Origin of the sequence: Thermoclostridium stercorarium subsp. stercorarium DSM 8532 (assembly GCF_000331995.1) — a bacterium.
GTDB lineage: Bacteria > Bacillota > Clostridia > DSM-8532 > DSM-8532 > Thermoclostridium > Thermoclostridium stercorarium.
The window spans coordinates 306260-319343 of record NC_020134.1 but is presented as its reverse complement, the minus strand read 5'-3'; the positions used below and the strand labels follow the sequence as shown (position 1 = coordinate 319343).

At 44.1% G+C, this 13084-nt stretch carries 12 protein-coding genes and 1 riboswitch; of the genes, 2 read left to right on the top strand and 10 right to left on the bottom strand.

Features of this window, described 5'->3' with window-relative positions:
• Positions 1 to 6: 6 nt before the first annotated feature.
• A complete protein-coding gene (locus tag CST_RS01360) occupies positions 7 to 969 on the bottom strand; it encodes an ROK family protein (RefSeq protein ID WP_015358015.1) in 963 nt (320 codons plus the stop codon).
• 245 nt (positions 970 to 1214) lie between these two features.
• On the opposite strand from CST_RS01360, the gene CST_RS01355 reads away from it, so the two are divergent.
• Together CST_RS01355 and CST_RS01350 are read left to right on the top strand one after the other, a co-directional pair.
• Positions 1215 to 1763 carry a GNAT family N-acetyltransferase gene (locus CST_RS01355; protein ID WP_015358014.1) on the top strand — a complete coding sequence of 183 codons (549 nt, stop codon included), beginning with the start codon at positions 1215 to 1217 and terminating at the stop codon, positions 1761 to 1763.
• An 83-nt stretch (positions 1764 to 1846) separates the two neighbouring features.
• On the top strand, positions 1847 to 2554 hold the full coding sequence (locus CST_RS01350; protein WP_015358013.1) for a DUF421 domain-containing protein: 708 nt from the start codon (positions 1847 to 1849) through the stop codon (positions 2552 to 2554).
• 14 nt (positions 2555 to 2568) lie between these two features.
• On the opposite strand, the gene CST_RS01345 is transcribed toward CST_RS01350, so the two are convergent.
• The 9 genes from CST_RS01345 to CST_RS01305 all read right to left on the bottom strand — a co-directional run bounded on the left by CST_RS01345 (position 2569) and on the right by CST_RS01305 (position 13077).
• Positions 2569 to 2841: a hypothetical protein gene (locus CST_RS01345; protein ID WP_015358012.1), complete on the bottom strand. Its 273-nt coding sequence runs from the start codon at positions 2839 to 2841 to the stop codon at positions 2569 to 2571.
• A gap of 100 nt (positions 2842 to 2941) precedes the next feature.
• Entirely contained in the window at positions 2942 to 3439 is a 498-nt protein-coding gene (locus CST_RS01340) for an acyl-CoA thioesterase (protein ID WP_015358011.1), read from the bottom strand.
• Between the two features lie 32 nt (positions 3440 to 3471).
• The gene (locus CST_RS01335) at positions 3472 to 4104 is read right to left on the bottom strand and encodes an ECF transporter S component (RefSeq protein ID WP_015358010.1); all 633 of its coding nucleotides are present in this window, start codon (positions 4102 to 4104) and stop codon (positions 3472 to 3474) included.
• Between the two features lie 91 nt (positions 4105 to 4195).
• Positions 4196 to 4314: riboswitch (FMN riboswitch) on the bottom strand.
• A gap of 134 nt (positions 4315 to 4448) precedes the next feature.
• Positions 4449 to 4865, bottom strand: a complete 417-nt coding sequence (locus CST_RS01330) for a secondary thiamine-phosphate synthase enzyme YjbQ (RefSeq protein WP_015358009.1) — start codon at positions 4863 to 4865, stop codon at positions 4449 to 4451.
• Between the two features lie 14 nt (positions 4866 to 4879).
• The gene (uvrA, locus tag CST_RS01325; protein ID WP_015358008.1) at positions 4880 to 7726 is read right to left on the bottom strand and encodes an excinuclease ABC subunit UvrA; all 2847 of its coding nucleotides are present in this window, start codon (positions 7724 to 7726) and stop codon (positions 4880 to 4882) included.
• Positions 7727 to 7997: 271 nt separating this feature from the next.
• A complete protein-coding gene (locus CST_RS01320; RefSeq protein ID WP_015358007.1) occupies positions 7998 to 9134 on the bottom strand; it encodes a glycerate kinase family protein in 1137 nt (378 codons plus the stop codon).
• 438 nt (positions 9135 to 9572) lie between these two features.
• Positions 9573 to 9965, bottom strand: a complete 393-nt coding sequence (gene rpsI, locus CST_RS01315) for a 30S ribosomal protein S9 (protein ID WP_015358004.1) — start codon at positions 9963 to 9965, stop codon at positions 9573 to 9575.
• Between the two features lie 21 nt (positions 9966 to 9986).
• On the bottom strand, positions 9987 to 10421 hold the full coding sequence (gene rplM / locus CST_RS01310) for a 50S ribosomal protein L13 (protein ID WP_015358003.1): 435 nt from the start codon (positions 10419 to 10421) through the stop codon (positions 9987 to 9989).
• Positions 10422 to 10644: 223 nt separating this feature from the next.
• Entirely contained in the window at positions 10645 to 13077 is a 2433-nt protein-coding gene (locus CST_RS01305) for an ATP-dependent Clp protease ATP-binding subunit (protein ID WP_015358002.1), read from the bottom strand.
• Positions 13078 to 13084 lie beyond the last annotated feature (7 nt).

Sequence of the window (13084 nt, the reverse complement as noted above, 5' to 3'; positions counted from 1 at the left end):
AACCTTTCATATTCGTCCCTGCAGCCCCAGCATTGCAGCTCCTATTATGCCTGCGTCATTTCCCAGTTCGGCTTTAACAATCTGTGCCTGAGGAACATCATCCCCTTTATAATAAAGATTTTCCTTTACCACTTTTCTGAGCGGAGCCAGGAGAGTTTCGCCCTCTTTGCTGATACCTCCGCCGATAACCACCTTCTCGGGCTGCAGAATTACAATAATGTTTGCAATTCCTTCGCCAAGGTATCTTATATAATTTTCAACAACTTTTTTCCCTGTTTCATCCCCTAACCTCATTGCGTCAAAAGCCGTTTTGGCATTTATCAGATCAAGGTTCCCGTCAACAAGACGGTTAATTTCAGAGTCCGGATTCTTCTCGGCGGCGATCCGGGTTTGCCTTATCAGTGCGGTTGCGGAGGCGTATGCTTCCCAGCATCCCTTTCTTCCGCAGGTACAGGGTTCACCGTCAAATGCGAAAAGGGTATGGCCTATTTCTCCCGCCATTCCGTTAAACCCGGTAAAAATGCGTTTATTTATTACAATGCCTCCTCCTATGCCCGTACCAAGAGTTATTGTAACCGAATCGGAAACGTCCCTTGCCGCACCTGCAAGGCTTTCTCCCAACGCTGCGCAGTTGGCGTCATTTTCTATGTAAACCGGCAACGATATATGTTTTTGCATTTCCTTTACCATTGGCACATTATAGAAATTTAAGTTATTCGCATACAGCAAAATTCCGTTTTCCTTGTCACATACACCCGGGCTTCCGATACCAATATATTCAATATCATTCACTGTCAATCCCGCATCAAGAATGAGTTTTTGCGAAAGTTGGGCCATGTCGCGGATTATTTCTGTGTATTCAGCGCCTCTTTTCGTCGGAACGCTTCCTTTTGCAACAAATTCAAAGTTATCGTTTACTATTCCTGCGGCAATATTGGTTCCTCCCAAATCGATTCCCAGATAATACATCCGAATCCCCTCCATAGGTTCATTTTTAATCATGTGCCAAACCGGCCTGATATTATTCCCAATGTAATAATATTACAGCATGGCGGCAAATAACGCAAGCTGCGCTTTGCCTCATTAGCCAAAATCACTGCCTTACTCGTTTGGACAAAACATTTTAGACTTTTTGCTTATAAAGGGGTAATAATAATGTATAATATTTCTGATAACAACAGGCAATAACATTAAAAAAAAGAAGGGAAAACAACATGATAAAAGGGAAAAAGGTTTTACTCAGAACCATTCGTGAAAAAGAACTGGATATTGTTTACGATCTTATTTGCAATATAAATAACAAAGGACCGTACTGGCATCTTGTAATACCTTCGGAGAAGGACTTCAAAAGCGAGTTTGAAAAAACAGGCTTATGGGGGCCGAGCGAAGGCCGAATGCTTATAATGGACCTCAATAATGAGGTTTATCTCGGTGAATTGCTGTACTTCAAAGGCCTTGACTATCAGGCCGGTTTTGAAGTGGGATATGAACTGTTTCATCCTTCATATTACGGCAAGGGTTACATGTCCGAAGCATTGAGGCTTTTCTGCGCTTATCTTTTCGCCTGCTATCCGATAAACCGCATTCAGGTAAACTGTATGAAAGGCAATATCGGAAGCCGGAAGGTTGCCGAGCACTGTGGATTTACTTATGAAGGAACTATGCGCCGGGCCACGTTTCATAACGGGAAATATCACGATTTGGAGCTGTTTTCGCTGTTAAGGGAAGAGTGTCCCTCACTTGAGGAGCTTCTTAAGGGATAGCATGACACAAAACATGTCTCTCCTGAATATAATCAGCTGCGAATTGGAAAGATAATAAAACAAACAGTTTCAGGAGGGACCCCATGTTTTTCGATATTGTCTGGAAAACAGCCCTGATGTATCTTGTGGTTATTGTTTCCATGCGCCTGATGGGCAAAAGGATGATCGGCGAACTTCAGCCGTTTGAATTTGCAATAGCCATAATGATTTCAGAACTGGCAGTTTTTCCGCTGACAGAAGGCAACACAAACATTTTGCATGGACTACTGGCCATCGGCGTTCTTGTGCTGTGCCAGTTTCTGTTATCTTTGCTGTCGATTAAAAGTCTTACTGTCAGAACCATAATATGCGGACGTCCGAGAATAGTAATTAAAAACGGGAAAATTCTGGAGAAAAACCTGAAAAAGGAATTATACACGATAAACGATCTTCTGGAACAGCTGAGAATGCTAAACATACAGAACATATCCGACGTCGAATATGGAATCCTCGAAACCAACGGTCAGTTAAGCGTAGTACTTAAGTCCCAGAAAAGACCGGTTACGCCTGAAGATCTCGGAATAGAAACCAAATACGAAGGGCTGTCACTTGACCTCATAATTGACGGCATCGTAATTACCCATAATCTGAAACTGGCCAAACTTGACATGGATTGGCTTGTCGGGAAACTTAAGGAAAACGGCTGGGACAACCCGCGGGATATTTTTTACGCTTACATTGATACCGCGGGTAATTTTCAGTTCCAGCCCAAACTGAAGGCTTCAAAAAGCAGGGTTATGAACACGCCCTGATGCTTCAGTACCCATTACTTCGAAGGCGCACGTATTATGCTGTCCTTGGAAGTTTCAATCAGGTATTCCACAATTTTGTTCAGCATTTCCAGTTCAAGCTTTTTCTGATCTGTGGGTGCCAATACGTCTTTTAATTCATCAGGATAATTAAAGGTTACCTTCGGGGCACGTCTTATTACTTCGACTTTTGCATCCTTGACCTTGATATTATGGCCATAAACCGAAACATTCAGCCAGAAAACGGGATCCATACACTTTTCCTTAATTACTTCTATCGAAAACGTCATAGATGCACCCTCTTCTTCTGTAATACTGTAATTTCCTGTACATATTATAATTCGTTATATATATTATATCGTATAATTACTGAAAATCCATTATTTTCTTTTAACTTTCACCTTCAGGATTATTTTTTCTTTTCAGCCGCATTTCACGCCTCCGAACCGCCTTTTCAAATTCTTTCCTTTCTTCATCCGTGTTAAGGTAAAGCATTGGAACCTGAGTGGGGTTACCGTTTCGGTCAAGGGCTACATAAGTCAGATATGCTTCATTGGTCTTTCTCACTTCCCCGGTCAGCAAATTTTCTCCGTATACCTCCACCTTCACTTCCATTGAAGTGTTCCCCACCCATGTAATCCTCGATTTCAGGCGTACCATTTCCCCGACTTTTATAGGGTGCTTGAAATCAAGGCTGTCCAATGCCGCAGTTACAACAACACAATTGGAATGTTTTGATGCGGTTAATGCTCCTGCTATGTCAATCCAGTGCATTAGCCTGCCGCCGAGCAGGTTGCCCAGTATATTTGCATCGTTCGGAAGTACCAGCTCGGTCATTTCCACAATGGAATCCTGTACCGATTTACATGGTCTTTCATTGTCTTTCATTGGTATCCTCCGTGTATTGAAAATTTACATTTTCAGCGGTGTAAAACAGGCGATAATTTTTTATAAATCAGAACGGTTATCAGCGACGACAAAAATCCTTTCAGTATGTTAAAAGGTACCGTTGCAAACAATACAAGCGTATATATGTCCTTTATGGCGGAATTTACCTTTGTTCCCATTTGTACTATCGCATCAATCGGCATTTTAAACGCCGCGGCATATACGGGAAGAAGAACATACAGATTCATAAACGCACTGAAAATAACCATTACCACTGTTCCGGCCGTTAAACCCATTATTGCGCCTTTTCTTGTTTTGTTTCTTTTATATATGACTGCAGCGGGCACCACAAACGAACATCCCATAAGAAAATTGGCAAGTTCCCCGATCCCTGCGGTCATCGAACCGTCAATGACAAAATTCAGAAGTATTTTAACCGCTTCAATTACAATACCCGCCACGGGTCCCATTGAAAAGGCCCCCAGCAGGACCGCAACTTCACTGAAGTCAAGCTTATAGAAACCCGGGGTGAAAAAGACAGGTATCTCAAAAAGCATCAGTAATGCGGCAGTTGCTGCCAGAATTGAGATTTTGACAATGGTAAAGGTCTCAATTCTGTCCTTTGCATCGCTTCCGGTATCATTATGTTTAACCAGGTTATTCATAAACATCATCCCTCACATATACATTTTTTTAATTTATGAGCAAAAAAAACCCTGAAATATCAAACTTCAGGGCTTTTTTTTCGCAATAAAAAACATTCTTCTCCCATCCAGACTTTAACTGTCGGCCCCGGACTTTCACCGGATCAACCCTTTTAAGGCTCGCGGGCTTTCACCGCCGGTACGGAATTTCACCGATCCCTGAAGAATGGCTCTATTTAATTGATATAATCTCAAAAAGCTTCTTACGAACTTAAACCATGGTCATAAGTCCATCTGAATTCAATAATACCATAATTTTGATTCAAGTCAATAGTTTGAAAGAAATAACAGGAAAAAGTTTTTATCTATTCCCCTATTATCTTTATCAGTACCCTTTTGTCCCTTTTCCCGTCAAACTCGCCGTAAAATATCTGCTCCCACGTTCCAAAATCAAGCTTTCCGTCGGTCACGGCCACAACCACCTCCCGGCCCATAATCGTTCTTTTCAAATGGGCATCGGCGTTGTCCTCATAGCCGTTATGCGCATACTGGTTGTAAGGCTTTTCGGGAGCAAGCTTTTCCAGCCATCTTTCAAAATCCATGTGAAGGCCCGGTTCGTCATCATTAATAAAAACGCTTGAAGTTATATTCATTGCATTTACAAGGCAAAGCCCTTCCTTAATTCCGCTTTCCCTTACACATTTTTCAACTTCCGGGGTAATATTGACAAACGCCCTTCTAGTAGGAGTATGGATTACCAGCTCTTTTCTGAAGGATTTCATAATTACCACCCTGCCTAATTATTATTCAGACGGCAACTGATTTCTTTAAGCCGCCTTAAATATTGTCCGGTATATGAATTGGGATTCTGTGCCACCATCTCAGGTGTACCCGTGGCTACAACGTTTCCGCCTCCGTCACCGCCCTCGGGCCCCAGATCAATAATATAATCCGCAGTTTTAATTACATCAAGGTTGTGTTCTATTACAATTACGGTATTACCCGCATTAACAAGCTCATGAAGCACATTTACCAGTTTGTGCACATCAGCTATGTGCAAACCGGTTGTCGGCTCATCCAGTATATAAAGAGTCCTGCCGGTACTTTTTTTCGCAAGTTCGGTTGCCAGTTTTACTCTCTGCGCTTCTCCGCCCGATAACGTCGTTGACGACTGCCCCAGTTTTATATATCCAAGCCCTACGTTCCTAAGGGTTTCCAGTTTTCGGCTGATACCCGGTATATTCTTAAAAAATTCCACTGCTTCCTCCACGGTCATATCGAGAACATCTGCAATGTTCTTTCCTTTATATTTAACTTCAAGGGTTTCACGGTTATACCTTTTACCCTTGCATACATCGCACGGAATATAAACATCGGGCAGAAAGTGCATTTCAATTCTTATAAGCCCGTCACCCCTGCAGGCTTCACACCGGCCTCCCTTGACATTGAAACTGAACCTTCCGGGGCCATAACCACGCATTTTCGCGTCATTCGTTGACGCAAAAAGGCTTCTTATCTGATCAAACACACCAGTATAGGTAGCGGGATTTGAACGCGGGGTTCTTCCTATCGGGCTTTGATCTATCTCGATAACCTTGTCAATGTTATCTATACCTCTTATCTCCTTATGAGCGCCCGCCTTGGTTTTTGCACCGTTCAGCTTTGCGGCAAGCGCCTTGTACAAAATCTCATTCACCAAAGTGCTTTTTCCCGAACCCGAGACACCGGTTACACAGATAAACAGCCCCAACGGAAAACTGACATTTATGTTTTTAAGGTTATTTTCACACGCACCTATGATTTCCAGTGTTTTTCCATTTGGTGTCCTTCGTTTTTCAGGTACTTCTATCGTTTTTCTGCCGCTTAAATACTGCCCTGTTATTGAGTTCGGATGGTTTATTATGTCTTCCAGTGTTCCCTGGGCAACTATATTCCCTCCGTGCACGCCGGCGGCAGGCCCCATGTCAATGATATAATCGGCGTTCCGCATAGTGTCTTCATCATGTTCCACAACTATCAACGTATTACCTGCATCCCTGAGCTTTTTCAGCGCGGCCAGAAGTTTGTCATTGTCTCTCTGATGAAGGCCTATGCTTGGCTCGTCCAGCACATACAGCACGCCCGTCAACCCTGAGCCTATCTGTGTAGCCAGGCGGATGCGCTGGGCCTCTCCTCCCGACAACGTCCCCGCGGACCGGGCCAGCGTAAGATAGTCCAAGCCCACATTAACAAGAAAACTCAGCCTTGCTTTAATTTCTTTCAATATCGGAGCGGCAATAAGTTTTTCTTTCTCGGTGAGATCTAAGGATGAGAAAAAATCAATGCATTCTTTTACCGACATTTTGGTTATTTCTGCAATGTTTTTTCCTCCAACGGTAACCGCCAGGCTTTCCTTTTTCAGCCTGTCCCCGTTACATACATGACATGGGATCTCCGCCATGTATTCTTCATAATACTCCTTTGCCGCGTCGGAATCGGTTTCCATGTAGCGTCTTTCCATGCTCGTTATCACGCCTTCAAACGGCGCATAAAAGGTTTGGCTCCCGTTTTCGCTTTCCCTGGTAACTTCTATCTTTTCATTTCCGGTACCATATAATATGATATCCAGTATCTTTTTAGGCAGTCTTCCTACAGGTGTGTTAATATCAAAACCGTAATGTTTGGCCAGCGCTACAAGATATGCATAAGCGTAACTTTCCCTGTTGCTGAAATTCCATCCTCCGGCGTCTATCGCGCCTTCTGCCAGTGATTTTGAGTAGTCGGAAATCACACGGTCAGGATCAATTTTTTTAAAAACCCCCAGCCCGCTGCATGCCGGGCATGCCCCGAAAGGACTGTTGAATGAAAACATTTGCGGCGTAAGTTCTTCAACACTGATCCCACAATCGGGACATGCAAAATTCTGACTGTATAATATCTCTTCTCCGCCTATTACATCCACCAAAAGCAAACCGTCAGACAACCGCAGAACCGTTTCAATTGAATCGGTAAGCCTTTTTTGGATTCCAGGCTTTACTACCAGTCTGTCCACAACAATTTCAATGGAATGCTTTTTATTTTTGTCAAGTTTTATGTCTTCATGTACATCCACTATTTCCCCGTCGATGCGCAGCCGCACGAAACCGTTTCGCTTTGTATCGGCAATCAATTTGCCGTATTCGCCCTTTCTTCCCCTTACCACCGGCGCAAGAAGCTGTATTCTTGTTCCTTCCTCCATGGCCATTATACTGTCCACCATCTGATCCACCGTTTGCTGGGTTATTTCTCTTCCGCATTCTGGGCAGTGGGGAACACCGATCCTGGCATAAAGAAGCCTTAAATAATCATATATTTCGGTTACCGTTCCCACCGTTGAACGTGGATTGCGGCTTGTGGTCTTCTGATCTATTGAAATTGCAGGAGACAACCCGGTTATATATTCTACATCCGGTTTTTCCATAAGCCCTAAAAACTGGCGGGCATATGAGGACAGTGATTCCACATACCTTCTCTGCCCTTCGGCGTAGATAGTGTCAAAAGCCAGCGAAGATTTACCCGACCCGCTCAGGCCGGTAATTACAACCATCTTGTTACGGGGTATCTCCACGTCAATGTTTTTTAAATTATTTTCCCGTGCGCCCTTTACATAAATACAGTTCTTCATTTCCCTTCGCTCCATATTAACAAAAAAAGATTTGAGTCTTCATTACTGCTAAATTGCGTTCACAAACCTAAAAAACTCGTAACCCCTTTTTTAATATATTTTACCAATTTTCAAACGCAATAACCTTCTTGAAATCCTTCATAATTATATCAAACTATATATAAACATGCAAACATTTGTTCGGAAATATAAGACAAAGATGAAAAGAAGCTGAAGGGAAGGCGGGCGCAATAAACATCGCATGACGGGCATTTAACAAATCCAGATTACATCAAGTTGCCGCATTCAGACTTATAAGTCTCATTATTGTTTCCATTGTCAGAGCAAGATCTTTTTCACTTCTATGCCTTGCCATTTCAAACGGTATCGCCATTCTGTTAATGCTGACAATCGCAGATACCCCAAGTTTATAAATTTCTTCAATATCATCACCGATATCCCCGGCAACCGCCACAACCGGAACACCGTGTTTCTTCGCTCTCGCGGCGACTCCGTATACTACCTTTCCCCTGAGGCTTTGTCCGTCGATTTTCCCTTCGCCGGTAAAAACCAAATCTGCCCGGTCAAGAAGCCGGTCAAACTCCACTGTATCAAGGACCACATCTATACCTTGTTTAAGCCCGGCATTAAGAAATACCGCAACTCCCGCACCCATACCACCGGCAGCACCTGCGCCGGGGATATCCGCTATGTCCTTTCCGAACTGTGATCTTATAACATCGGCAAAATGCCTCAGATTTCTGTCGAGCAACTCCGCCGTCTCCTCATCGGCCCCTTTTTGAGGGCCGAAAACTTTCGCCGCTCCGTTTTCGCCGCACAAAGGATTATTCACATCACACATCGCCGTTACCGTTAAACCCGAAAGATTCTGCATTTCAGAAATATCAATTCTTTCAATCCTTGAAAGCGTTCCGCCTACAGGGACAAATTCTTTTCCAACATCATCATAGAACTTTACACCCAGTGCCGCGGCCAATCCCGCACCTCCGTCGTTCGTACAGCTTCCGCCAAGGCCTATTATTATATTCCTGCACCCGTTCAGAACAGCATGCCTGATAAGCTCACCAACACCATATGTGGTGGTGGCCAGAGGATTTTTTCTGTTTTCCACAAGGGGCAGTCCCGCAGCGGCAGCCATTTCTATAACCGCCGTTTTCCCGTCTGGCAAAATCCCGTAAAATGAATCAATCGTTTCAAAATACGGGCCGCTGACTTTTACACGGACCTTTGTACCGCCAACCGCCTTTAAAAATGAATCCACCGTTCCTTCCCCGCCGTCTGCCACCGGAATTTTTATCACTTCGGCTAAGGGGAAAAATTTTTTTATCTTTTCCTCCATAATATCGCATACCTTTATCGAGCTCATTGTGCCTTTAAATGAGTCAGGGGCAAGAATAACCTTTTTCATCTCGGTATACCTCAAACTTCAATTTTAATTTATAACCATAAATATTTTATCATACCGCGGTAAGTCCGGTAACATTGCCGAATTTTCGTGTATATTGCTTCGGGAATTCAGCGTCACGGCCATTTGGGCGATTTTCATGATTCATTATACAAAAGCGCTTCCATTCCCTGTCAATGTAAAGATCAATTATACCAAAATGTGGCTGCTTTTCATGTTCAGTACAAATTCGCACCGGAATTCACATTATGCCGGCGGTTATTTCTGGTTTCCCACCGAAAATTAAAACCGCCGGCGATAAACAGCCGGCGGTTTAACCATAATAAAAACGAGTAATTAAAAAAGCACATACAAAAACCGCCAAAGGCCACTCTCCTTTGGCGGTTAACAAAATACATCCTGCAAACCCTACAAACTCCGTTGTAATAAAAACATGCAAAATTATCTCTTTGAGAATTGAGGCGCTTTTCTCGCCTTTTTGAGACCGTATTTCTTTCTCTCTTTCATTCTCGGGTCACGGGTCAGGTATCCGGCTTTCTTAAGAGCAGGGCGCAGTTCCTCATCGACCTGCAATAAAGCCCTGGCAATTCCGTGGCGAATCGCTCCTGCCTGACCTGTAAAGCCACCACCCTTAACATTTACTATAACATCAAATCTATTTTCCATCCCTGTAAGTACCAGGGGTTGTCTTGCTATAACCTTCAGGGTTTCAAGCCCGAAATAATCGTCAATGGAACGACCGTTTATTGTGAAGTTGCCTTCACCCGGTACAAGTCTTACACGTGCTACCGCGCTTTTTCTTCTTCCTGTTCCATAATACTGTACTTTAGTCATCTAAATCCGCCTCCCCCTCAATTAAATATCCAGTTCCAGAACTTCAGGTTTCTGTGCTTGGTGGTTATGTTCCGGACCTGCATAAACTTTAAGCTTCTTAAACATTTTTCTTCCAAGCCTGTTTTTAGGAAGCATTCTTTTTACTGCAAGTTCAAAAGCTTTTTCGGGTTTTTCGGTCAGGAATTTGCGGGCCTGGATTTCCTTAAGGCCTCCTATCCATCCGCTGTGGTGCCTGTAAATCTTCTTGTCAAGTTTATTTCCCGTCAGAACAACCTTTGATGCGTTAACAACAATAACATAGTCACCGGTATCAACATGGGGAGTATATTCGGGTTTATGCTTTCCACGCAGTATTTTTGCAACTTCACTGGCTACGCGACCCAATACCTTGCCCTCAACGTCAATGACATACCATTTTCGTTCAATATTCGATTCATTTGCCATGAATGTTTTCATGTGAATCCTCCTTTACCTGCTTAATGTGTATCAACTCCCTGCACGGGTTGTCTTCCTCAGAATAAAATAAACCGCTGGATACGCAGCGGTTTTTATTTTAATACACTAACCATTTCATGTCAAGAAAAAATTTCGGTGAATTTAATATACCTCTTCTTTTCTCTCTTTTTTTCGCTTATTTTCTTGTTATCTCTCATTTTTTCAGTTTTCATTCCAATTTCAATTAAACCTTTACAAATTCCAGCCTGTCGTTGTTTAAGACTATTTTAACCGTATCTCCTTCGCGTATTTTGCCGTCCAGCATTTCTTCAGCAATTCTGTCTTCCACGAGGTTTTGGATTGTCCTCCTTAAAGGCCTTGCACCGTAAACCTTGTCATAACCTTTTTCTGCAAGGAATTCCTTAACCTGGTCATCCGCTATAAGCGTAATATTTACATTTTTCAGCCTCTTTGCGACCTCGTTCAGCATGAGCCCGGCAATATCGTTGATATTTTCCCTCGTAAGCGGATGGAACACAATCAGCTCATCCACCCTGTTCAGGAATTCAGGCCTGAAAGTCTTTTTCAGTTCGTTCATAACGTTCTTCTTCATTTCTTCGTAATCTTTTGCTTCGTTTTCCAAAGCCGCACTGAATCCCAGTTTTCTGGGTTCAACTATGTCCCGTGCGCCAATGTTTGACGTCATGATAATAACGGTGTTCCTGAAATCCACAAGCCTTCCCGAGGCATCGGTAAGCCTGCCGTCGTCAAGAATTTGCAGGAGAATGTTGAATACATCCGGGTGGGCTTTCTCAATCTCATCGAACAATACAACGGAATACGGCTTTCTCCGTACCTTCTCGGTTAACTGTCCGCCTTCTTCATATCCGACATAGCCCGGCGGCGAACCTACAAGCCTTGAGACGGTGTGCTTTTCCATATATTCCGACATATCCAGTCGAATCATATGGGATTCGTCACCGAACAGAGCTTCGGCAAGGGCTTTCGACAGCTCTGTTTTTCCCACGCCGGTAGGTCCGAGGAAAATAAACGAACCCACAGGCCTTTTCGGATCTTTCAGTCCCACGCGCCCTCTGCGTATTGCCTTTGCCACCGCCTTCACTGCCTCGTCCTGACCGATTACCCGTTTGTGCAGAACATTTTCAAGGTTCTTAAGCTTTTCTGTTTCTTCCTGGGCAAGGCGGCTGACAGGTATTCCGGTCCAGCTGCTTACCACCTCGGCTATTTCTTCTTCGGTTACCGACTGGGTTTCTGTCTGGTTTTTCATTCTCCATTTTTCTTTCAGTGAATTCATCTGTTCCTTAAGGGCATTTTCCTGATCCCTCAATGACGCGGCCTTTTCAAATTCCTGGTTTATTATTGCGTCTTCCTTCATTTTGTGTACCTGCTCAATCTTCTGCTCCAGCTCTTTTAAATCGGGAGGCGCTATAAAACTCTTCAGCCTGACTTTTGACGCCGCCTCGTCTATCAGGTCAATCGCCTTGTCGGGCAGGAATCTGTCGGTAATATACCGTACCGAAAGCCTTACGGCAGCTTCTATTGCCTTGTCAGTTATTTTTACATTGTGATGGGCTTCATATTTGTCCCGAATACCTTTCAGAATTTCAATGGCCTCTTCCTGAGTGGGCTCGCCTATCTGTATCGGCTGGAAACGGCGTTCAAGCGCCGCATCCTTTTCAATGTACTTACGGTACTCGTCAATGGTTGTTGCACCTATGACCTGGATTTCCCCCCTCGCAAGCAGGGGTTTCAGAATGTTCGACGCATCAATTGCGCCTTCCGCGGCACCCGCACCTACAATGGTATGAAGTTCGTCTATAAACAGGATTACGTTTCCTGCGTTCCTCACTTCTTCTATCGATTTCTTCAGGCGTTCCTCAAACTCGCCGCGGTACTTTGCACCCGCCACCATCGATGACAAATCCAAAGCGACAACTCTTTTGCCTTTAAGTATTTCGGGGATGTTGCCTTCTATGATTTTCTGAGCCAGGCCTTCGCATATGGCCGTTTTACCTACGCCGGGCTCGCCAATCAGGCACGGATTGTTTTTTGTACGCCTGCTAAGAATCTGGATTATACGTTCTATTTCCTTATCCCTTCCTATAACGGGATCTATCTTACCCTCTCTTGCCATTGCTGTAAGATCCCGCCCAAACTGATCAAGAGTGGGGGTCTGAATTTCCTCGGCCCTCGGCTTATTGGCCACAACCGCCGCCGGAGTGTCTTCCTGAAGCATCGTAATAAGGCTGTCGTAAAGTTTGTTTATGTCAACCCCCAGTTCCATAAGTATGCGAACGGCTACGCTTTCACCTTCACGGAGAATGGCCAGCATTATATGCTCGGTACCTATGAAATTCTGCCCCATCCTTCTGGTTTCAGCATATGCCAGCTCCATAACCCTTTTTGTTCTTGGGGTATATCCGGTTATCGGAAGGCTTCCGTCACCTCTGCCGACAATGGACAAAATCTTTTCCAGCACCCTGTCGGCGGTTACGCCGTTGGAAATCAGCACGTTCGCCGCTATTCCTCCGCCTTCCTTGACAAGTCCCCAAAGTATATGCTCGGTTCCTATATAATTATGCCCAAGGCTGTTGGAGCATTCCCTTGCCAGATTTAATGCCTGTGCGGCTCTCTGGGTAAATCTTCCGTAAATCATACCATCA